We start from the raw sequence: 23,998 nt of genomic DNA, 5'->3' as shown, positions 1-23,998 counted from the left end.
AAAATAAAAAAAGCTGTTTATAATATAAACAGCTTTTTTTATGTAGATAGGTTACTATCCCAATATATGCAAAGCATCTAAAACAATTTTTAGTAAAAATAATACAGATACTAAATAAACGGTCATTGAAACTTCTTTATGTCTACCTGAAAAAACTTTAAGAATCATAAAACTTAACATACCAAAAACAATACCTTCGGCTATACTATAAGTAAAAGGCATAAAAGCAATTGTTAAGAAAGCAGGCAAACCTTCTGTAAAATCAGAAAAATTAATTTTTGCTACTGAAGAAATCATAAATAATCCTATAATAATTAAAGCTGGAGCTGTAGCAGCCGTAGGAACCATAAGAAAAAGAGGAGCAAAAAATAAAGCTAATAAAAACATAAGAGCCGTACCTACGGAAGTTAATCCTGTTTTTCCTCCGGAAGCTACTCCGGCAGCACTCTCTACATAAGCGGTTATGGTACTTGTACCTAAAATAGCTCCTGCTGTTGTACCAATAGCATCAGAGAATAAAGCTTTTTTCATTCTAGGAAAATTTCCATCCTTATCTGTAATACCCATTTTCGAAACTACCCCTATAAGTGTACCCACCGTATCAAATAAATTAACGAATAAAAAGGTAAAAACTATAATTAACATGTCTACTGAAAAAATCTGTTTCCAACCTTCCGCTGTAAGCATAGGTTCAATGGCTTTACCAAATATGGGAGATATTGAAGGAGGAATACTCATAAACGAACCCTCAGGTAAAGTTATATCTCCTAAAATAAAAGCAAATATTGTAGAGACAATGATACCAATTAATATAGCTCCGTTAACATTTCTTGCAAAGAAAATTGCGGTAACAATTAACCCTGCAAATGCAATCCACACATTGTGCTGAGAAAAATCTCCTAAACTAACAAGAGTATTAGGATTTGACACTACTATGCCGGACACTTTAAATCCTATAAGTGCAATAAACAATCCAATTCCGGCAGGTATAGCATCTTTTAATACATTGGGTATGCTCTTTATAATTATTTCTCTAATATTAAAAAAAGTAAGTAAAATAAATATCACTCCCTCTATAAATACGGCTGTTAGAGCAAATTGCCAAGAATAACCTAAACCTAAAACCACAGAAAAAGCAAAAAAACTATTTAGTCCCATCCCTGGTCCCTGGGCTATAGGCAATTTTGCTAAAAATGCCATTAAAAGAGTGGCAAGAATGGTAGCCAATGCCGTTGTAGTAAACAAGGCTTCACGATCCATGCCTGTTTCAGATAAGATGTTTGGATTTACGATCAACACATAAGACATGGTTAGAAAAGTAATTATTCCTGCCAATAACTCTTTTTTTATTGTCGTTTGATTTTCCTTCAGTTGAAAAAAATTATATAAAAATTGTTTCATGGGTGATTCTTAAAAAAAATTTTTGCGAAAATAAAAACATTGAAAAGAATAATGCATAGAAATACCTGAAAATATTCAGGATATATAAAACTTGCGTTTTTAGATGTATTATAAAAATAATAATTAATTTATAGAATTTAAACTTAAAATGGATAAAAAATACATGTTTTTTTATTTTCTGTATTTTAAAATAATTTAAGTAATTGATTTTCAATAGCCCAATTTTGTAAAACTTATTTACAATTATTTTATAAGAGAAGATATAGGCTTTACAAGAGATTGCTCAATACTTTTGCTTCGAACATAAAATTAAATATTATGAAAAAGTTTATTTTTCCAATTCTTTTGGCTATTGGTTTAATAAGTTGTGAACAAAAAAGATTTAAAGATTCTACTTTAGACGAATCTATTGAAAGTATGGCAATAGAATCAACCTTAAAGCAAACGAATAAGCAGTTTATTCATAAATCCCATATTGATGGGGAAGTTAAAGATGTTTTGAAATCCACTTTAAACATAGAAAAAAGTGTTATAGATTTAGGTGGATATATTACAACCAGTAAGATCAATTCAGAACTAAAATCAAAAACGATTGAACCTATATCAGCAGATAGTGCGAAAGAAATTAAAATATTTAAAACGGTGGCTGAAATTCATGTAAATGTCCCTCAAATCTATTTAAGCCAATTCTTAGCAAATGTAAATGCGGAAATTGAATACTTAAACACAAGGGTAATTGAAGCCACTGATATTACATACCAAGGACAAGAACTTAGTTTAGATGAAAAAAGATTGATTCAAACACAAAAAAAACTTGATACTGTTAATATTCCTAATAAAAATAAACAGCGTTTAATTAAACAACAAGACCATATACAGTATAATCTAGATCATACCAAATTAGCCCAAGCTATTTTATCTGATAAAATTAAATTTTCAACGGTATCAATTAATTTAATAGGAAAAGATACATTTCAAGAAAATATAGTTCCGAATACTGATCATTATCAGTTATACAATAACAATCATTTATTCTATAGATTGAAAACAGCATTTGTAAGTGGTTGGATTATTTTACAGACCATCATAGTAACCTTATGTTATTTGTGGCCCATTGTAATCTTAGCTCTTATAGGTTTTATAATTTATAAAAAATATAAAAACAAATTAGAAAAAGTAAATAAAATGAGTAAATAGTTATTTAAGTTTTAAAACTGCTTCAGTAGAAACTATTTTTAAGAAAACTCAGATTTATATAAGCGGATCAAATAAACTAAACCTTATAAAGAAAAGGTTAAATAAGGATATAGAAAGTAAAATAAATTAAGTGAGTTGGAAATAAGGAAAGGATTTGATGGAATTGGAGTATAAGTGATAAAAAAACACTCTCTAATAGAGAGTGTTTTTTTTATAAAATAGAATTATTTCTAAGTTTTTTTATTTCCGAATTCTTCTTTTTCTCTTTCAAACGCCTTTCTATGGAAGATTTGCTTCTTCTAGTTGCTATTCTATGTTTGGGTATATATAAAGAGCGAGATACTAAATCAGTGATTCTTTTTAAAACTAAATTCTTATTCGCTATTTGAGATCTGTTTTCTGAACATTTAACAAGTAACTCACCTTCTTTATTGATTCTATTTTTTAATTTAAAGTTGATTCGTAGTTTTTCATCCTCCGAAAAAAAAATAGAATCATTTACATTCCAAACGGCTTCAACCATAGTTTCAACCTTATTTACATTTTGTCCCCCCTTACCGCTGCTTCTTGAAGTTCTAAATCTTATTTCTGATTGAAAATCCTGCATTCAAAATTTTTATTTATTAAACTTACGTTTATGTGCAAAATAAGAAGAAATGGCCAGTAATGTTACAATGGCAATTACAATATACACCCAATTAGGCACAGGAACCGGATCTCCCTGTGCATAGGAATGTAAACCAGATAGATAATAATTAACACCGAAATAAGTCATAATAACACTAGAAAATGAGAGTAGAGATAATAAATTGAAAATGTATTTGCCTCTCCAACCAGGAACCAATCTTATGTGTAGTACCACAGCATAAATGATTACCGAAATAAAAGCCCATGTCTCTTTAGGGTCCCAACTCCAATAACGTCCCCAGCTTTCATTTGCCCAAACCCCACCTAAAAAAGTTCCTACGGTTAATAGAAATATTCCAATGGTTAGGGAAATTTCATTTACAATAGTCAATTCTCTTATAGAATCTTCAACCTTTAAAGAAATCTTTTTATTATTAAGGGTGAATAATAGCAATACAACAGTACCTATTAAGGCGCTTAATCCAAAAAATCCATAACTGGAAGTTATTATAGCAACATGAATCATCAACCAATAGGATTTTAACACCGGAACTAAAGGAGTGATTTGTGGATTCATTTGGTCCCCTCCATGGGCAAAACCCATTAATATTACAGCTACTAAGCATCCAGCCGCAGGTATAAATCCATTCCGGTTTCTGTAAAGAATAAAACCAGACAATACACTAATCCAACTAATAAACATTACGGCTTCATACCCGTTGGACCATGGCTCATGACCAGATATATACCAACGAATTCCTAAACCAAATCCATGAATAATAAAGGTAATTATAACCAAGAGTAATAAACTGCGCTCTAAAAATGTAATTATACTGCTTTTATCTAAAAATAATTTTACAAAAGCTATTGTTAAAAGTACCGTACCCAAAAGGGCATAGACTATCATTATTTTAAAAAATATATTCCAATGATTGTATCTAATTTCCCAATGAATTTTGGTTTCTGATGGAATCACCTGTTTTCCCCATTTGTATTGATATTCGGATATTCTATTTAATTGCTCATCAGCCAATTTCCAATTTCCAGTTTTTTCTGCATCCATAACAGCTCTAAAATATCCACCTATAAAACGTGTAGCTATACTATCCGTTTTAAAATCTGGAGTAGCCCAAGAAGTCCAAGTATTTTTAGGATCGTTTTGTATAGGTATAAAACGTAAATATAATCCACTAATAACCGCTTGTAAGGCTCGTAACTTATCATTTAGTTCAATAATCTCTTTATCATAATTAGAGCGTTCCGCGGGCTTTTTTGCAAATGATTTTTTATACTCAGAATCTAGCACAAAGTAAGGCACCCCATCGGGTCCGGGAGGAAATAAATTCATTAAAGTGGTATATCCATCCTCATTCGCACGCGTGAGTTTTTTAAGATCTTCCCCCCCTTTATTACCCACTTTTATTAATGGCACTTGCGACCATGTTAAGGGATCCAAAGAAATAGAAATTAGAAACTGATTGGCATCTAAATCATAAAATTTATCACTCTTGTGTAGTTTTCTTAAAATTTCTAGTGCTAAAGTATTGGTAGGTTGTATACGACCGTCAAAAGATTGCACCAACATTTCTCCAAACTTATCCGCATGTTCCTTAGGAATTTTTATTGTTTCTGAAAATATCTTCGGATCTAAAGGTTGTTTAGGTATAGAATTTTTAAACGAAAAAATGGAACTGGAACTATTATCACTATTTTCATGAATCTTTTGCCCCTCATGTACACCCTCTACAATGGTTTCTTTTTTTATGGATCCATCCTCAGTGCCATGCATATCAATATTCTGAGAATATGTGATTAGGCTTGATAAGAACAATAAAAGAACCATCATTTTTTTATTTTTTGCAATTTTTTTCAATTGATCATTTAATTTCCAAAAACGAGTTCCTTTCCAAAATAATGTTGTAAACATGCCTAAGATTAACAAAGCATACCCAATATACGTGATGGTGGTTCCCCAAAAATCATGATTCACTGACAAAATTGTTCCTTTTAAATCAGGATCAAAACTAGATTGAAAGAATCTATAACCTTTATAATTCAATATATGATTCATGTATATTTTATAAGGAATTTCTTTGCCTTCATCTATAATTGAAACTTCAGATTCATATGCAGAAGGACTATTACTTCCGGGGTAATGCTCCATGATAAATTTATTTAATTTTAAATAAAAAGGTTCTGTCTTATAAATTTTAGAGCCATAGCCTACTGAAACCAACAATCCATCTACCATTACTTGTTTTTGTAATCCTGTCCAGCCTTTTTTTCCATAAAAAGAAAATTCTTTAGAATCATTACCCGAGGATACTTTCATGAAAATCAAGTCTGGATCTGAAGAATTCTTGTTTTTATCGCCCGCATAATGAACGATTTTACCTCGTTCTGGTGCTGTAGGAACTACAAAAGTAAGATTTGGGAACTGGTATAAACTTGCCAATTGCAAAGGTTGTGCTTTATTCTCTCCTTGTACGGTTAGTTCTTGCTGAGTGGTCATAACCATTCTTCTACCCATTAAAGGCGAAGAAATTGTCAGTTCATCCTCTGGACTTGACGTAATATGAATTGCCGTAGAATCAGGATTTTGAACATTAAAGGCTACTAAAGCATTTTGAATTTGTTTAGAGGTACCTTCTTCAATAAATTCAGTTTTTCGGCCTTCTTCACTTGTAGTTATTAATTTCAATATTTTTTTTCCATTCGGTAATGGTTGAATGGAATCTTGTGCCCAAGGTATAAAACCGGTGCTTTCTAACTGAACAATTTTTCCTAAATAGTCATATTTGGAATTAATTTTTTTTTGAAAAGGTTTTAATAGAAATGGAATATTTTCTGGCGTAAAAATAAAAGGAATATCATTGTAGGCTTTTACTATTCCTTTATCATTCGTAATTTGAGTTTTTAAAAAAGTTCCTTCAGAGGTTACTTGGTTGGTAGTTTCATTCTCTCTAATATGCATTTGTCCCTCATAACTTATGTAGCGAGTAATAGCTCCTCCTACAAACAAAAAAATAAATGAAATATGAAAAATTAAAACCGGCCATTTTTTTATAGACCAGAGCTGATATCTTTGTATATTCCCTATGAAATTTAGTATTAATATAAGCATTATAATTTCAAACCAAGTAGAATTATAAATTAATGCTTTAGCCACAGGCGTACCATAATTATTTTCAACCAACGTAGCCCATGCCATACTTATGGCGTAAAGAGCTAACATTATAGCTGTAGTTTTAGTTGAAAATAATAGGTTTATAAATTTTTTCATAATTGATTTCTAATTAAAAGAATTCCAAAAATACATCAAGATAGTTCTACAGCAAAATGTTTACTACTAAAAATCCTAGATGTTTCTACCAATTGGCAATAATATACTTAGAATGTATAATTTGAATTATATTTACGTCTATCTATGCATTATTACACTTTTACTTCTTGTAGTATAGATTCTTTTTATTATTTTAGTACAGAGAAAATGTTTATAATATGAAAATATTGGTAGCTATTAGTGCGGTACCGGATACTACTTCTAAGATGAATTTTATTGATAATGATACAAAATTCGATAAAAATGGAGTTCAATTTATTATTAATCCATTAGATGAATATTGTGTAAATAAAGCTTTGCAATTTCAAGAAAATCATCAAGCAGAAGTAAGCTTGATTACCGTAGGTGAACCGTCCGTTGAATCAGTAATGAGAAAAGCCTTGGCTTTGGGAATTAATGAGGCCATACGAGTAAATACTGAACCTAAAGATAGCGAAATAGTAGCCCATGAGATTGCTGCTATCGCCAAAAAGAACAATTATGATCTTCTCTTGTTAGGAAAAGAATCTTTAGATTTTAACGGGGCGGCTGTGCCAGGCTTAACGGCTGCACTATTAGGATATAATTTTGTCAATGATGTAATCTCTATAAATATTTTAGACAATAATAAAATAAGTGTTGTTAGAGAGTTAGATAATGGTGTAGAAACAATCGAATTAAAACTCCCAGTTGTTTTAGCCGGTAAAAAAGGATTGGTTAAAGATAATGAAATTAAAATTCCTACTATGAGAGGTATAATGGCTGCTAGAGCTAAAAAAATTATAGTTGAAGAAGCTCAAAATATTCCTTCCAAATTAAAATCGATCAAATTTGAAAAAGCGAAGGCACGATCTGAAGTTAGGTTGATTGATCCCAATCATTTGGATGAATTGGTTAATTTACTTCATGATGAAGCTAAAGTTATTTAGAATTTACTTATTATAATTATACTTACAATGATTTACATCTATATAGAAACTTTAAATAAAATTTTTAAAAACTCAGCATTTGAATTAGCTACTTATGCAAAAAAAATTGCTGATTCTACTCAAGATAAAGTTTGTGCTATTGTAATAAATTCAGAAGATAACCCTGAAAAATTATTGGATTACGGAGTTTCATTAGTACATAAAATTAATGATGAAAAACTTAAAGATTTTAACCCTAAGGTGTATGCCTCAGCAATCTCTCAAATAGCCAATGGCAATTTGATTCTTTTTTCACATTCCTCAGAAAGTCTTTCAATAGCCCCCTATGTTGTTAAAGATAAAAAAGCGGCTTATATAACAAACGTTGTTTCTTTGCCTTTATCCTTATCTCCATTTACGGTAAAAAAGAGAGTTTTTTCCGGAAAAGCAGATGTTATTGTAGAAACCGATAATAAATGTAAGGTTTTAACAATTTCTAATTATTCAATAGGTGCTCTACAATCACCTGTAGAAGGTACCATTGAACAAAGTACAGTTCAAATAAATCCGGATTCTAACTATGTAGTTTTAGATCAAGAGATATCAACAGGATCCATTAGCATTGAAAATGCAAAAATTGTTATTGGAGGAGGTAAAGGCATTGAAAGTCCTGAAAATTGGAACATGTTAGAAAATTTAGCAAATGTTCTAGATGGCACTACGGCTTGTTCACGTGCAGTTTCCGATTTAGGTTGGAGACCGGATTCCGAACATGTTGGACAAACCGGTAAATCTATAGCTCCAAATCTATATATAGCTGTAGGAATTTCAGGTGCAATTCAACACCTTGCTGGAGTTATAAATAGTAAAACCATTGTAGTAATTAATAAAGATCCTGAAGCACCATTTTTTAAAACTGCTGATTATGGTGTTGTAGGAGATTTATTTGAAGTTGTACCCCAATTAATAGAAAAATTGCAAGCATTTAAAAAGCAATCCAATTTATGAGCTTTTTAAAGTCTAAAATAGCTAATGCATGGGCTTCCTTTTATGTAAAGAAAGATTATAAATGGATTGAAAATCCTGTAGATTATCAAAATTTATGGTTTAAAAAATTAATAAAGGATGCTGAAAATACAACTTTTGGTAAGGCCCATTATTTCTCTGAAATTAATAATATTAAAGATTTTCAGGAAAGAGTTACCTTACAGGATTATGAAAGCTTAGTGCCTTACATTGATAAAATTAAAAAAGGTGAAAAAGATATTCTATATTGTAATAAGCCACAATATTTAGCAAAAACCTCAGGGACAACCTCGGGTACCAAATATATTCCTGTTACTGAAAAATCTATGACTTTTCAAGTAGAAGGTGTTAAAGGGGCTTTAATGCACTATATTCATAAATTCGGAAATTCAAATTTTATTAATGGTAAAATGATATTTCTTCAAGGTAGCCCTAAGTTGGAAGAACTAAACGGATTAAAAATTGGTCGATTGTCCGGAATATCAGCACACTTTGTTCCTAAATATTTACAAAGAAATCGATTGCCATCATGGGAAACCAACTGCATAGAAGATTGGGAAACTAAAGTAGATAAAATTGTTGATGAAACTATAAACCAAAACATGACTTTAATTGGTGGTATCCCTCCTTGGTTAGTCATGTACTTTGAAAAACTGATCGAAAGATCTGGAAAACCTATAAAACACTTGTTTCCGAATCTTCAATTATTAGTTACCGGAGGAGTGAATTATAACCCATATCAAGAAAAAATAGAAGACTTAATGGGGCAAAAGATTGATACTATTCAAACTTATCCTGCATCTGAAGGATTTATAGGTTTTCAAGATGATGTAAATTCCAATGATTTATTATTAATGGTGAATCACGGAATTTTTTATGAATTTGTACCAGCCGAAGAAATTGGAAAAAATAATCCGACTCGATTAACTTTAAAAGAAGTTGAATTAAATAAAGATTATGCGATTATTCTAACGACCAATGCCGGCTTATGGGCTTATGAAATTGGAGATTTAATCCGTTTTGTTCATTTAAAACCTTATAAAATTATAGTTTCTGGAAGAACTAAACATTTTACTTCCGCCTTCGGAGAGCATGTAATTTCCTGCGAAGTAGAAGAATCTATGCAAGAGGCTACCAATCAATCACAAATTATTGTTACAGAATTTACATTAGCACCACAAGTAAATCCAAAAGAAGGTTTGCCATACCATGAATGGTTTATTGAATTTGAAAATTATCCAACCAACCTAGATGAATTTGCCTTAGAATTAGATAATGCAATGAGAAAAAGGAATTCTTACTACGATGATCTTATTTCAGGTAATATTCTAAGAACACTAAAAATTACACCTATACAAAAAAATGGTTTTAATGAATATATGAAAGAAATAGGAAAACTGGGAGCACAAAATAAGTTACCTAGACTTTCCAATGATCGAAAAATTGCAGATAAATTAATTAAATATATGTTATAATAATTTTAATATTTAAAATTCAATCAATTAATTAGTATAAAATATCTATTTTTTTATATCTTAGTTACTCTAAGTTTTCTTAAAAAAATCTAGAACAACTAAATATTTAAATTATGGAATTTATAAAATCAAATTTTGAATCTTCTACTATTAATTGTGGAATTTTACATATTGGTGTAGGAAACTTTCATAGAGCACATCAAGCATATTATATCAATCAATTATTAGAATTTAAAGACCAAAACCAATGGGGAATATGCGGAGTTGGCTTGCTTCCTTCCGATAAGAAATTAATGGATGCTTTACATTCGCAAAATCTAGCTTATACACTTACCGTTTGTGGTAGAAATGGAGACAAAAAAGTTTATGAAATAAATTCTATACAAGAACTAATATGGGGAATTGAAAATCCAGAAGCCGTACTTAATAAAATTGCCGATGAAAATATACAAATAATTTCTTTAACTATCACTGAAGGAGGTTACAATATAGACAAAGAAAACGGTAATTTCGACATAAACGAAGAACAGATTAAGCACGATTTAGAAAATCCCCAAAATCCTAGGACTATTTTTGGGTTTATTTCAGAAGGATTAAGAAGAAGAAAAGAAAAGTGCAATAAAGGGTTAACAATCCTTTCGTGCGATAATTTACAACACAATGGGAATACAGCAAGAAAAGCATTTCTAACTTTTATCCAAGCTCAAGATAGTGAACTTGCTCCATGGGTGGAACAAAAGGTTACCTTTCCTAATTCTATGGTAGACAGAATTACACCCATAACTACTGTTGAGGATATTTCTAAATTAAATAACCTAAGCGGAATGGAAGATAAGGCCCCGGTGTATTGCGAAGATTTTATACAATGGGTGATAGAAGATAACTTCGCAGAAGGACGGCCAAATCTTGAAAGGGTGGGAGTGGAATTTACCCAAGAAGTAGATATTTATGAAAATATGAAACTAAGCTTATTAAACGCTTCACATACCTTACTATCGTATCCTGCATTTCTCAAAGGATTTAGAAAAGTGGATGAAGCTATGCATGACGAAGATATACTTGAATATGTAAAAGAATTTATGAATGAAGACATTACTCCTTATGTACCAGCACCTCCAAATACAAATTTAGAGGATTACAAAAAAATTCTAATCGAAAGATTCTCAAATCATGCAGTTAGTGATCAGGTATCAAGATTATGCGCCGATGGGGTGTCCAAGTTTCCAGTATATATAGTTCCTAACTTAATCAAAATGATTGAAGATCGTAAAGATTTAAAGCGAATTGCTTTTTTAGTAGCTTCATATAGACATTATTTAAAATATAAAGTTGATGATAAGGGTAATTCTTATGAGATCAATGAACCTTGGTTAAGTAATGAAGATCAGAAAAATATTGAAAGTTCAAATGTTCTAGACTTTTTAAATATATCTCCATTCAAAAGTTGTAATTTAATTGAAAAAGATTCTTTTATTGATTCTTATATTATTTATGCAGAAAATATAAACAAAAATGGAATGTCTATAGAGCTAAAAAAATTGATACATAAGCAATAATTTAATTCTATATATCTTCAAATATTTAATTATCTTCTAATTAATTGAACATTATAGAATAAAATATATTTTAAATTATCAGATAATATGATTAATTTAGCAAATTATTTTTTAATTCAAAATAATTAAAGCTAATGTTATGATTCCTGTTACTAAACCTCAATTACCTCCTTTAGAAGAATTTAATGAATATTTAATAAAAATATGGGACAAACAGTGGTTAACCAATAATGGTCCCTTACATCAAGAGTTAGAAGAGGAACTATGTAAGTATTTAGGTGTGAAATATATAAGTCTTTTCGCAAATGGTACAATGGCTTTAATTACAGCCATACAAGCCTTAAATCTTTCTGGAGAAGTAATTACAACTCCATATAGTTTTGTTGCTACCACTCATTCTTTATGGTGGAACAATATTAAACCTGTGTTTGTTGATATTGAACCCACATACTTAAACATTGATCCAAATAAAATTGAAGCAGCAATAACTCCAAAAACTACAGGAATACTCCCTGTACACGTGTACGGAAATCCTTGTGAAGTGGATAAAATTGAAAAAATTGCTGAAACCTATGGACTAAAGGTTCTATACGATGCTGCTCATGCATTTGGTACTAAGATAAATAATAATTCTATATTAAACTATGGCGATTTATCCATTTTAAGTTTTCATGCCACTAAAGTTTATAGTACTATTGAAGGAGGAGCCATAATATCTCATACAAAAAAGGAAAAAGATAGAATTGATAAACTTAAAAATTTTGGTTTTGAAGATGAAATAACTGTTCTTTCCCCAGGAATAAATGCAAAATTAAATGAAATTCAGGCAGCTTATGGGTTATTACAGCTAAAGTACGTAGATCAAATGATTAAAAATAGAGAAAATATTGATTTACTCTATAGAAAAAATCTTGCTAATATTAAAGGAATTCATTTATTACCATCAAAAAGCAATGTAAGTAAGCCCTATTCCTATTTTCCGATTTTAATAGATAAGTCTGAATACGGGAAAACTAGAGATGAACTATATGAAATATTCAAATCTAAAGAAATTTTCTGCCGCAGGTATTTTTATCCCTTAATAAGCAATTTTCCCACCTATAAAGGTTTAGAATCTTCTTCATTTTCAAATCTATCAATAGCCAATAAAATTGCAAATGAAGTTCTATGTTTGCCCATGTTTTCAGAATTGGAATTGAGAGAAGTTGAGAAAATTACCCAGATCATAAAAGAATATTCTTAAGAATAAAACCGTTATAAAAATTTTTTATAAATATTAAATTAAACGATATTCAATATTTAATATAATTAAATATTGAATATCCAAAATACTACTTAATTTTATTAACTATCATAAATTATTACCTTTGTAGAAATTCATAAATTTTTAAAAAGATCGTAGTATAAATATGCAATATAACTTCAAAGAAATAGAAAAAAAATGGCAAAAAAAATGGCTTGATCAGAAAACTTTTGCCACCTCTCAGGATCCTTCAAAACCTAAATATTATGTTTTAGATATGTTTCCTTATCCATCTGGAGCTGGGCTGCACGTAGGACATCCTTTAGGATATATAGCTTCAGATATTTATGCAAGATATAAAAGGCATCAAGGATTTAATGTACTGCATCCCATAGGTTATGATAGTTTTGGACTTCCGGCAGAACAATACGCTATACAAACAGGGCAACATCCTGCTACGACAACAAAAGTAAATATTGATGGCGGATTGGATAAAAAAGGTGATAAAATTACAGGTTATAGCAATCAATTAAAAAAATTAGGTTTCTCTTTTGACTGGGATAGAGAATTACGCACCTCAGATTCAGAATACTACCGATGGACTCAATGGATATTTATACAATTGTTTCATTCCTATTATTGTAAAAATAGTAATAAAGCACTACCAATAAATCATTTGATGGAAATTTTTTCTAAAGAAGGTAATGCTAATGTTAATGCTTGTACAACTCAAAAAAATATTTTTACCGCCAACGATTGGAATAATTACTCTGATAATGAAAAGCAAGATATACTTTCTAAATATAGATTAACTTATCGCGCAGAAGCCACGGTTAATTGGTGCCCAGCCCTAGGAACTGTTCTTGCCAATGATGAAGTAATCAACGGTGTATCCGAGCGAGGAGGGTATCCTGTATATCAAAAAAAAATGATGCAATGGTCTATGAGGATTACAGCATATGCAGAACGATTGCTATCAGGATTAGATAAAATTGAGTGGAGCGAGCCCATCAAAGAAAGTCAAAAAAATTGGATTGGTAAATCTCAAGGTGCAGAAATAGATTTTGAAATTGCTAACTCTAATAAAAAAATTAAAATTTTTACTACACGTCCGGATACCATTTACGGATCTACCTTCATAGTTTTAGCTCCAGAACATCCCTTGGTAGATGAAATAACCACGGAAGAATTCATAATGGCTGTGAATCAATACAAAGAAGATAGCTCCAAACGATCAGAAAGAGAAAGAATTGCAGATGCTAAAACAATTTCAGGACAATTTACCGGAGCCTATGGTATTCATCCCTTTACCAAAAAAAACATTCCTATCTATATCGCTGATTATGTACTAATGGGCTATGGTACTGGAGCTATCATGGCAGTCCCTGCTCATGATGATCGAGATCATCGATTTGCCAAACATTTCCAAATTCCTATAGTAGAAGTAATTCAAGGCGGAACAGATGTGCAAGAAGAAGCCTTTACTTCCAAAGATGGTATTTGCATAAATTCTGAGCTGATTAATGGTTTAAAAGTTAAAGATGCCCAACAAGTTATAATTTCAGAAATTGAAAAAATAAATATTGGACACGGAACTATAAATTATCGATTACGAGACGCTGTTTTTTCAAGACAAAGATATTGGGGAGAACCTATTCCCATCTATTATAAAGATGATATTGCCTATACACTACCAGAAACGGCATTGCCTTTGGTACTTCCAGAAGTAGAAAAATATTTACCCACAGAAGATGGAGATCCACCCCTTGGGCGTGCTTCTATTTGGGCATGGGATATAGAAAAAGAACAGGTGGTTAGTAAAGAAAGAATAAACCATACAACAGTTTTTCCATTAGATTTAAACACCATGCCGGGCTGGGCAGGAAGTTCATGGTATTATTTAAGATATACTGATCCCAAAAACGGATCAAAATTAGCAGATCCTGAATGCATAAAATTTTGGGAAAATGTAGATCTTTATATAGGGGGGAGCGAACATGCAACCGGACATTTATTGTATTCTCGTTTTTGGAATAAATTTTTAAAAGATTTAGGTTACGTAAATAAGGAAGAACCTTTCCATAAGCTTATCAATCAAGGAATGATTTTAGGACAAAGTGCTTTTGTTTATAGAATGGATGGCACACAGAACTATATTTCTCGCAACTTAATTGAACCCCAACACAAAATTACTCCTATTCATGTAGACGTAAATTTATTAATTGGTGCTTCTGATGAAATTGATATTGACAAATTAAGAAATTGGAGAGATGAATTTAAAGAAGCCGAATTTATATTAGAAAATGGGAAATACTTTTGTGGTAGAGAAATTGAAAAAATGTCTAAATCCAAATTTAATGTATTAAATCCAGACGATGTATGTGAAGAATATGGCGCAGACACGCTCCGTTTATACGAAATGTTTTTAGGTCCATTGGAACAATCGAAACCATGGAATACACAAGGATTGGTAGGCGTTCACAATTTTGTGAAAAAATTATGGAAATTGTATCATTCTGGTCCTAACGATTCTTTTTTAGTTTCAGAAGATAAACCTTCGAAAGAAGAATTAAAAATTTTGCATCAGCTAATAAAAAAAGTAACTGATGATCTAGAAAATTTTTCCTTCAATACTACCGTAAGTTCTTTTATGATTGCTGTAAACGAATGGTCTAAGTTAAAATGTACTAAGAGAGAAATTTTAGAATCCTTACTTCTAATTTTTTCACCTTATGCTCCACACATTGCCGAAGAATTATGGGAAAAACTAGGACATTCTGAAAGTATTGAATATGTTGCAATGCCAGCCTTCAATCCATTATATCTAGTTTCTGATTCGTTTGAATACCCAGTGAGTTTTAATGGGAAAGTTCGATTTAAAATTGAACTACCTGCTAATTTATCTTCCAAGGAAGTTGAAATTGCTGTGCTGGAACACGAAAAAACGCCTAAATATTTAGACGGTAAAAATCCTAAAAAAATTATTGTTATACCCAATAGAATTGTAAATATTGTTTTATAGATATAAATAAACAATGGCTAAAGGCTTATATGTTAAAGCCTTTAGCTATATTTGTACCAAAAACTAATATACTTATGAATGCAAAATTTTATATTTTTCTACTAATTGTTTCCGTTGGAAACAGCTTATTTGCTCAAAATCAAGAAGATTTTATTAAATTTTATAAAAGCCCACATACTGGTAATACGGAAGATCAATTCCCTGAAATTAAACCAATTTTATTACGTGCAAATGAAAATAATAACATTGCAAAAGATCAATTTGGAAATTCTATGGTCATCGATACCAACGGAGATGGAGAAATATCATATAATGAAGCGTTAGCTGTTTATGAACTAGACTTTAGTGATGTTGAAGAATATGATGCAAGACAATCTGTAATTTTCATGACTTATGAGACCACAGAAGGATTGCAATATTTCAAAAATTTAAAAAAATTTGTTTGTGATGTAAATTTTGCACTTTATGCTGTAGATGTATCTCGCTTAGAATCAATTGAAGAATTAAGTGTAAGCGGAGGATATAAACTATACAACAATGTTGTCTTTGGTTATCACCCTTATTTAAAAAAAATAGATATTTCTGGCAATAAATTCTCAGGTTTAGGCAGAATTACTTCTGAAAATATACCAAACTTGGAAAGTTTAATTTTTTCTGATAATATAAAATTAAAGAATTTTGAAATTAAAGATTTCAAAAATTTAAAACAGCTCAATTTTGATAGAAATTGTTTTGAAAACGGCGTGTTATCAAATTTACCTTTAACTTCTTTTACCTATAAAGATCTGGAAGGAACAGGTAAAAATTGCCAGAAAGAGTATTATAATTTCACCCTTGAACATCTACCGAACATAGATACTTTAAATATTCAAGGAGTTTCATCTATAACTCTTTTTCTAAAAGATATCCCAAATTTATCCCAGCTTACTCTTAATGGTAAACAATTTTTTGGTAGTGTAAATTTTTTAAATGATTTTCCTAAAATTAAAAAAATAGTTATAAAAGGTTATGTAGATCTGGAAACTAAATATCTACCCAATTTAGAATATTTACAGGCTCAATTGAACAATAATTCCTCCTCAGATTTATCAAAGAACCCAAAATTATCTACTTTAATTTTGGATAATACAATCGGAATAAGTGGTGAATTAGATTTAACAAAAAACACTAAATTAAAACATCTTTCCTTAATTAATACAGCTTTTGACAGTGTGAACCTATCCAAAAATTCTGAGCTACAATACTTAGACATTGAGTTAACTACAATGAAGAATATCAATTTGTCCAAAAATCGTAATCTTGATACGCTACATGCAGGTCCTTATTATTTAACAGATTTAGATTTATCTAAAAATGCTAAAATAAGATCATTTAAATTTATGAATAAATATTACAATTCAAATTTTAGAAATTTAAATATAAAAAATGGAGTTAAGGATTATTGGTTACATGAAGATTTTTTTCATAATAATTACTATTTAAATTCAATGGGATTTGATTCTTTGTGTGTGGATAAATCGGAATTTGAAATTGCTAATAAATCTATTCAAAAATTAGTTCAAAAGATAAAAGAAACCTATGGAGAAAATTTAGAAGAAGTTTTAGAAACAGGTCCTGTAAAATTACCCGTGGTTACTACAGAATGCAATTCTTCGTTTGAAAGCGAAGAAAATAATGATGAGATTATACAAGAAGAAACTACCCAACCTGAGGAGGAAGAAAGCAAGGATAATCTTGAAATTAATTTGACCAACCATAAATTTAGAATTTATCCAAATCCGGTAAATCATGAATTGTATATTTCATCTGAACAACCCGTAAGAAAAATAGAAATTTTTGATAGTACGGGAAAACTTATTTTAAGTAACACCGGTGATTTAAAAAAGTTAAATGTTTCCTCTTTGTCTAAAGGTATATATTATATAATAATACACACCAACAACGGAAAAATTAAAGACCGTTTTATTAAATTATAATCTACAATAATTTAATCTATAAAAGAGGCATTTGATTTAAATCAAATGCCTCTTTTTTAATATTCTATTGAAAAATAATTTGAATCATTATTATCAATTTTTTTCAAAGAATTTTGCGTAAAAAATTTAGTTCAATAGATAGAGTTTTATCAATTATAATATTAGTTTTTTAACTAATTTATTCTTTGTCAACAAATAGCAAATCCAAACAATGGATATAAAAATTAAAATAATAAAAGTAAAACTATACTTAATATTATATAGAAAAACATAAAAGAAGATTACTTTCACTAAAATACCATGAAATACATAATAAACTAAGGTGTTTTTGCCCTCTTCGCTAATAAAATATTTTTTTTTATTAGGAACTAGATTAATTATACTTACACAAATAAATACCCCAACAATTATAAACAAAAATCTAAAAAAGGTAGCTTTAAACACAAAAGGTTGCATGTCTATTAAGGAAGACATCTCATATAATATAAATTGAACATTTTTAAATGAATAGATATCATTCAAAAAGTATATTGAAAAACACGTAATAAAAATTATTAACGTAATATATTTTGGTATACTTTTAATGTATTTTAAAGTTTTATAATTGCATAAAATTCCCAAAATAAAAAAAGGAAAAAAATATAAGGTCCTACCAACTGCTAAATAGAACTGATGAAAATCTGAATAACTAATAACTATGGAAGAAATTATAGATAAAATAAATACAAATTTTAAGCTAAATTTTTTTTTTAAAAAAATAAAAGTGTATCTCCAACAAATCAAACTTATTAAATACCAAAGTGAAAAATTTGGAACAAATAATAGATTTAAACCTGAGAATTTATTAAAAATAATATAATCTATTATAGTATAAATTATTTGAAAAATAATATAGATATAGATTAATTTTTTAGATGTGTGTTTTAGTTTATCTAAGCATATATTTTTAGAAAAATATCCAGAGATAAATATAAATAATGGCATGTGAAAGGAATATATAAATAAATATATACTCTTATAATTATGATTAAAAAATATGTAATATTCTATTATATGCCCAAAAATAACCAGTAAGATTAATAAAAACTTAAGATTATCAAAAGTATAACTTCTTTCTTTATAAACATTCATATAAAAATAAAATTTAAAAAATCTAATTTATTAATAATAAATTAGATATTAGAAAATACATTTCTATCTTTGTTTAATCTTTCAATTAAGTCTACTCATTAATTCCTAGTAATAAACAATGAATCAGGATTATATTAAAATATACGGAGCTAGAGAACATAATCTAAAAGACATCTCCATTGAAATACCTAGAAAAAAATTAGTGGTAATAACAGGGCTTAGTGGAAGTGGAAAATCATCCCTAGCTTTTGATACAATTTTTGCAGAAGGTCAAAGACGATACATTGAAACTTTTTCTGCCTATGCCAGACAATTTTTAGGGAATTTAGAGCGACCCGATGTAGACAAAATTGACGGACTTTCTCCTGTTATAGCCATAGAACAAAAAACAACATCTAAAAATCCACGTTCAACAGTGGGTACTGTAACGGAACTATATGATTTTTTACGCTTACTATATGCGAGAGCTTCCGATGCTTTTTCATATAATACAGGTGAGAAAATGGTGAAATACTCAGAAGACCAAATTGTAGAACTAATATATAAAGATTTTAATCAAGAAAAGGTTATACTATTAGCGCCTATTATACGCTCTAGAAAAGGACATTATAGAGAGTTGTTTGCCAGCCTTGCTAAAAAAGGTTTTTTACAAGTAAGAGTAGACGGTGAAATTTTAGATATTCAAACGGATATGAAATTGGATAGATACAAAATCCATGACATTGAAGTAGTTATTGATAAATTAGTTATTGATACTGAAGATCATTCTCAGCGTATTCTATCATCTATTCGTTTAGCTATGCAATACGGAGAAGGAACTATAATGCTTTTAAAACAAGGCGAAAATCTTGGCAAACTTTTTAGTAAAAACTTAATGTGTCCCACCACTGGATTGTCCTATCCAATGCCAGAACCCAATACCTTTTCGTTTAATTCTCCCAAAGGTGCTTGCAATACTTGCAATGGTTTAGGTAAAATTAATGAAATTGAAATTAACAAACTAATTCCGAATCCTAAACTGAGTTTTAAAAAAAATGTAATCCCCATTTTTGAAGAACTTAAACATACCGGATGGCTAATATCTCAAATTGAAGTTATTCTAAAGAAAAATGACTTTAATTTAACTACTCCTTGGGAAGAAATTTCAGAGAAAACACAAAATGAAATTTTATACGGCGTAAACGAAAAAGTTACTTTGGATTTAGATTATGCGCAAATCAAGAAAACCTATAAAATTAGCTTTGAAGGAGTCATCCAATATTTAACTCGTTTAGCTAAGGGCAATGAAGAGGGTGAATCCCAAAAATTTAAAACTCTAATTTTTGAAGATAAAATTTGTCCAAATTGTAAAGGTAAAAGACTAAAAAAAGAAAGTCTTTTTTTTAAACTAGACCATAAAGATATTTCTGAAATTTCTAATTTACCTTTAAAACAATTAGAAAAATGGTTAAAAGAATTGCCAAAACATTTATCTGAAAATCAGAAAATAATTGCGACTGAGCTTTTACAAGAAATAAGCAAACGTTTAAGTTTCTTGCTGGATGTTGGTTTGGATTATTTAAGTTTAAATCGACCATCACAAACTCTTTCTGGAGGAGAATCTCAAAGAATTAGATTAGCCACCCAAATCGGATCCCAATTGGTAAACGTTTTGTATATTTTAGATGAACCCAGTATTGGCTTGCACCAAAGAGACAATGTAAAACTGATAGATTCGTTAAAAAAATTAAGGGATTTAGGGAATTCTGTTTTAGTAGTTGAGCATGATAAAGATATGATTCTAAATGCGGATTATGTCATTGATTTAGGTCCATATGCTGGTAAAAATGGAGGAGAAATTGTTTGGCAAGGAGATCCTAAAGATATTATTAAGGCTAATACATTAACTTCTAAATATATAATCGGAGAATTAAAAATTGCTGTTCCTCAAAAAAGAAGGACAGGTAATGATCATTATTTAAAGCTAACCGGATGTACAGGTAATAATTTAAAAAATGTGACCTTAAAAATCCCACTAGGAGTTCTAACTTGCATAACTGGAGTTTCAGGAAGTGGAAAATCTTCATTAATCACCAATACCCTTTACCCCATACTAAACAAACATTTTTATAGAGCAGAAAAAGAACCTTTGCCTTACAAAAAAATTGAAGGGTTGGAACATTTAGATAAAATTGTAGATGTAGATCAATCTCCCATAGGGAGAACGCCACGCTCAAATCCGGCTACTTATACAGGTGTTTTTACAGAAATACGCAACTTATTTGCAAATTTACCGGAATCCAAAATTAGGGGTTACAAGTTAGGAAGATTTTCCTTTAACGTAAAAGGGGGTAGGTGTGAAGTATGCCAAGGATCTGGATTACGATTAATTGAAATGAATTTTCTACCAGACATTTATGTAAACTGTGAAACTTGTCATGGAAAGAGATTTAACCGAGAAACTCTTGAAGTTCGTTACAAAGGAAAATCCATTTCAGATATTTTAGAAATGTCTATTGATGAAGCGGTAGACTTCTTTCAACCCATTCCTAAAATATATCAAAAAGTAAAAACTTTACAAGAAGTAGGATTAGGTTACATTACGCTAGGGCAACAATCTACTACACTATCCGGTGGGGAGGCACAAAGAGTAAAATTAGCAACCGAGCTAAGTAAGAAACAAACCGGCAATACCATATACATATTGGATGAACCAACCACGGGCTTGCACTTTGAAGATATTCGTATATTAATGGAAGTAATCAATCGTTTGGTAGACTTAGGCAATACAGTCCTAATCATTGAGCATAATCTAGATGTTATTAAAGCTTCAGATTACGTGATTGATATAGGCTTAGAAGGAGGAGAAAAAGGTGGAAGAATCATTGTAGAAGGTTCACCAGAACAGGTAGCACAAAATAAAATTAGTTATACTGCTAAATTTTTAAAGGAAGAACTTATTTAAAATAATAAACCTATGAAAAATAAAATTTTAACCTATATTTTTTTACTAATTGGCGCATTTTCATTAGGACAAGAAATTGATTTAGAAAAAATAAAAAACAATACTCAAGACAAAGATTCAAAATACTATTATGATAAATTAGTAGAAGAATTTATGCAGTCTAATCAATCACTTTTAGCAGATAAAGAAAAATTGCAAAATCTCTATTACGGCAAACTTTTTTCTCCATATTATAAAGAATCCTCCCAAATGAAATCTGATTATTTAAAATTTATGAAATTGGTAGGAGCAAAAAAAATAAAAAAATATCTGAAAGCTATTGAATTAGGAGAAAACATATTAAAAAAAGATCCCATCAATCTCATGGTTATTATGAATTTAATAAATTCATACACCAATACCAAAGACAATGAATATAGATTGAAAGAACTTAAATCTCAATCAGAACTCTTAATGTCTGCGATAGCAGCAAGCGGTGACGGTACATCTAAAGAAACTGCTTTTAAGGTGATAACCTTGGCTGATGAGATTACACTTTTAAATTATCTAGGTATAAATATGGGGAAATACAATAGAAATTCAAAGATCATAAATAAATATACGGTCTTAGATCTATGGACCAAACATAATAATTATAATGAAGAACATAGAGATCAAATATTTATTGAAGTGTTTAATAATGGAAATAAAATTAAATTATAAGTTTAAAAATTTAATTTAAATCTTAACTTAAATAAAAATCTTAACAATTAAATATATAAAGAAAAAATGATAATTCATGATTTTACCCATAAACGTTCCATACTAAATCACTTTGTGGGAGAACTACGAGACGTAAACATTCAAAAAGATAGAATGCGATTTAGGCGAAACCTTGAAAGAATAGGGGAGGTTTTAGGATATGAACTTAGTAAAACATTAGATTATTACCCTGTAAATATAAATTCACCCTTGGGCATAAAACCCTCAGAGTATATAAGTAAACAACCCGTCTTATGCACAATTCTACGTGCAGGATTACCATTGCACCAAGGAATGATGAATTTTTTTGATCAAGCAGAAACTACTTTTGTATCTGCATTTAGAAATCATTCCAAAAACAGTAAAGAATTTGAAGTCGTTGTTGAATATTTAGCTACCCCATCTTTAGATAATAAAACACTTATTATCTCAGATCCCATGTTAGCTACAGGAGAATCATTAGCTAATGTTTACGAAGTACTGCTAAAATACGGCTCACCTAAAAAAGTACACATTGTAGCAGCTATAGGATCAAAACCAGGCATTGATTATATTAAGGAAAAATTACCAGAGAGTACAGAGCTTTGGATAGCTTCTGTAGATGAAATTTTAAACGAAAAACAATACATTGTTCCAGGATTAGGAGATGCAGGAGATTTAGCCTTCGGAAAAAAACTACATTAATCAAAAACACTCTACATAAAAAACTAACTACTATGAAAGAAAATTTAAAATATGCCGTAAAATTATCTGCGGTAGCAATCAAAAGTTTTATAAAAGTAAACTTTTTAGGAGGAATTTCAACAATCCTATTTACAATCTTAGGACTTTTATTATTAATAAAAGACATGGGCAATGTGCAGACAGGTCATGTAAATCCTACTATTGCGTTTGTTATACTTTTCACACATCGCCCTACAGCAACAATTTTAATTGTACTAGGTATTATTTCAAGTCCATTTATATTTTTTACATTAGGTAATAAATATATAATTAGTAAACTCTCCAATAAAATAATTAACGATAAAGCGGAAAATTTTATTTATCCATTTATTGATAAAATTTTAAATATTTTTCAAAAAAACCAACCCAAAATTATTCAAAATGCGGCTGATTTTTCAATGAATAAATTGAAAATAATTCAAACCATTAAAGAAAATAAAGAAACCAATAAATGGATAAGGAGGATAGTTGCATTCGGAATGAATAAAGTACATTTAAGTGATATTGATTTTAATCATGGAAATCAAAATTTTAATGAAATATTAAAAAATAAAACTCTACAAAGTTTAAAAAATATTTCTGAACCTAGCCTTAAATTCGTTTGGATAGCTATAGCTATTCAGTGGATAATCATACTATATATTTGGTTATTTTAATTAAGAAATAATTATTTAAATGTTAAGCGAATATAGTTTTCTAAAAATTA

General features: G+C 29.6%; 16 protein-coding genes. 12 read left to right on the top strand and 4 right to left on the bottom strand.

Translation table 11 applies throughout. From position 1 onward, the window contains the following. Positions 1–54: 54 nt before the first annotated feature. Positions 55–1,401 carry an NCS2 family permease gene (locus tag ETU08_RS10400; RefSeq protein ID WP_146262960.1) on the bottom strand — a complete coding sequence of 449 codons (1,347 nt, stop codon included), beginning with the start codon at positions 1,399–1,401 and terminating at the stop codon, positions 55–57. Between the two features lie 318 nt (positions 1,402–1,719). Here ETU08_RS10400 and ETU08_RS10395 point away from each other — a divergent pair, with 318 nt between their 5' ends. Next, a complete protein-coding gene (locus ETU08_RS10395; RefSeq protein WP_146262959.1) occupies positions 1,720–2,598 on the top strand; it encodes a DUF4349 domain-containing protein in 879 nt (292 codons plus the stop codon). 211 nt (positions 2,599–2,809) lie between these two features. Here the strand turns inward: ETU08_RS10395 and arfB are convergent, their stop codons facing one another. After that, entirely contained in the window at positions 2,810–3,205 is a 396-nt protein-coding gene (gene arfB, locus ETU08_RS10390; protein WP_146262958.1) for an alternative ribosome rescue aminoacyl-tRNA hydrolase ArfB, read from the bottom strand. 9 nt (positions 3,206–3,214) lie between these two features. Then, positions 3,215–6,508, bottom strand: a complete 3,294-nt coding sequence (gene ccsB / locus ETU08_RS10385; protein ID WP_146262957.1) for a c-type cytochrome biogenesis protein CcsB — start codon at positions 6,506–6,508, stop codon at positions 3,215–3,217. A 218-nt stretch (positions 6,509–6,726) separates the two neighbouring features. Between ccsB and ETU08_RS10380 the strand changes: the two genes are divergently transcribed. The 7 genes from ETU08_RS10380 to ETU08_RS10350 all read left to right on the top strand — a co-directional run bounded on the left by ETU08_RS10380 (position 6,727) and on the right by ETU08_RS10350 (position 17,753). Next, positions 6,727–7,476, top strand: coding sequence for an electron transfer flavoprotein subunit beta/FixA family protein (locus ETU08_RS10380; protein ID WP_146262956.1), 750 nt, complete (start codon positions 6,727–6,729; stop codon positions 7,474–7,476). A gap of 27 nt (positions 7,477–7,503) precedes the next feature. After that, positions 7,504–8,463 carry an electron transfer flavoprotein subunit alpha/FixB family protein gene (locus tag ETU08_RS10375; protein ID WP_146262955.1) on the top strand — a complete coding sequence of 320 codons (960 nt, stop codon included), beginning with the start codon at positions 7,504–7,506 and terminating at the stop codon, positions 8,461–8,463. Continuing rightward, entirely contained in the window at positions 8,460–9,956 is a 1,497-nt protein-coding gene (locus ETU08_RS10370) for a GH3 family acyl-acid amido synthetase (RefSeq protein WP_146262954.1), read from the top strand. The genes ETU08_RS10375 and ETU08_RS10370 overlap by 4 nt, the downstream gene beginning before the upstream one ends. 113 nt (positions 9,957–10,069) lie before the next feature. Beyond that, positions 10,070–11,512, top strand: a complete 1,443-nt coding sequence (locus tag ETU08_RS10365; protein WP_146262953.1) for a mannitol dehydrogenase family protein — start codon at positions 10,070–10,072, stop codon at positions 11,510–11,512. A gap of 139 nt (positions 11,513–11,651) precedes the next feature. Continuing rightward, a complete protein-coding gene (locus ETU08_RS10360; protein WP_146262952.1) occupies positions 11,652–12,755 on the top strand; it encodes a DegT/DnrJ/EryC1/StrS family aminotransferase in 1,104 nt (367 codons plus the stop codon). A 166-nt stretch (positions 12,756–12,921) separates the two neighbouring features. Beyond that, complete coding sequence (leuS, locus tag ETU08_RS10355; protein ID WP_146262951.1) at positions 12,922–15,777, top strand: leucine--tRNA ligase; 2,856 nt, start codon at positions 12,922–12,924, stop codon at positions 15,775–15,777. A 74-nt stretch (positions 15,778–15,851) separates the two neighbouring features. Beyond that, positions 15,852–17,753 (top strand): T9SS type A sorting domain-containing protein, encoded by a 1,902-nt coding sequence (locus ETU08_RS10350; protein WP_185145317.1) that lies wholly within the window; start codon positions 15,852–15,854, stop codon positions 17,751–17,753. 153 nt (positions 17,754–17,906) lie between these two features. On the opposite strand, the gene ETU08_RS12120 is transcribed toward ETU08_RS10350, so the two are convergent. After that, complete coding sequence (locus ETU08_RS12120; protein WP_146262949.1) at positions 17,907–18,884, bottom strand: acyltransferase family protein; 978 nt, start codon at positions 18,882–18,884, stop codon at positions 17,907–17,909. Positions 18,885–19,002: 118 nt separating this feature from the next. Between ETU08_RS12120 and uvrA the strand changes: the two genes are divergently transcribed. The 4 genes from uvrA to ETU08_RS10325 all read left to right on the top strand — a co-directional run bounded on the left by uvrA (position 19,003) and on the right by ETU08_RS10325 (position 23,948). Beyond that, positions 19,003–21,828, top strand: coding sequence for an excinuclease ABC subunit UvrA (gene uvrA / locus ETU08_RS10340; RefSeq protein WP_146262948.1), 2,826 nt, complete (start codon positions 19,003–19,005; stop codon positions 21,826–21,828). Between the two features lie 12 nt (positions 21,829–21,840). Continuing rightward, positions 21,841–22,530: a DUF4919 domain-containing protein gene (locus ETU08_RS10335; protein WP_146262947.1), complete on the top strand. Its 690-nt coding sequence runs from the start codon at positions 21,841–21,843 to the stop codon at positions 22,528–22,530. Positions 22,531–22,596: 66 nt separating this feature from the next. Next, positions 22,597–23,253, top strand: coding sequence for a uracil phosphoribosyltransferase (gene upp, locus ETU08_RS10330; protein WP_146262946.1), 657 nt, complete (start codon positions 22,597–22,599; stop codon positions 23,251–23,253). 32 nt (positions 23,254–23,285) lie between these two features. Further along, positions 23,286–23,948, top strand: coding sequence for a hypothetical protein (locus ETU08_RS10325; protein WP_146262945.1), 663 nt, complete (start codon positions 23,286–23,288; stop codon positions 23,946–23,948). Positions 23,949–23,998: the final 50 nt, after the last annotated feature.

It is taken from the genome of Apibacter muscae (assembly GCF_007845635.1).
In the GTDB taxonomy this organism is placed as follows: Bacteria; Bacteroidota; Bacteroidia; order Flavobacteriales; family Weeksellaceae; genus Apibacter; species Apibacter muscae.
Note: the sequence above shows the minus strand (reverse complement) of the source record. Positions and strands in the feature narration are given on the sequence as shown.